General features: G+C 57.5%; 1 protein-coding gene and 1 pseudogene. Both read right to left on the reverse strand.

Features of this window, described 5'->3' with window-relative positions; genetic code table 11:
• A pseudogene (locus tag SB822_RS55450) lies at positions 1 to 231 on the reverse strand (iron dicitrate transport regulator FecR); the annotation flags it as partial.
• Between the two features lie 2 nt (positions 232 to 233).
• Positions 234 to 365, reverse strand: a 132-nt coding sequence (locus SB822_RS55455) for a UTRA domain-containing protein (protein ID WP_410858889.1), incomplete at its 5' end; no start/stop codon positions are given.

The raw sequence follows: 365 nt of genomic DNA on the forward strand, positions 1-365 counted from the left end.
GGGCCCGATGGATGCCACCGGAATACCCATGGTGATTTCCATCAGATATTTGAAGAATGTCGCCGCATGATCGGACGAACCACGCGCGGCGGTGGTGATGACGGCAGGTTCGTTCTTCTGGAAAATGCGCGCGATTTCCGCAAAGGTGCCTGCCTCCTTCTCAAGCAGACCGGCGACGACGGCAGGCGACTGTTCGGTTTCCTGCAGCATCAGGGAGGAAGGGCTGTTCATGGTCATTCTCCAATTTTCAGTTCGGCGACGAAGTCATAGGCATCGGCGCGATAGTGCGAACGAGTATATTCGACGATCCGGTCGTCCTCGAGATGCGAGACACGCTCGATCAAAAGTGCTGGCGCGCCCCGGTG

The organism is Paraburkholderia sp. SIMBA_054 (assembly GCF_046534875.1).
Lineage (GTDB): Bacteria > Pseudomonadota > Gammaproteobacteria > Burkholderiales > Burkholderiaceae > Paraburkholderia > Paraburkholderia hospita.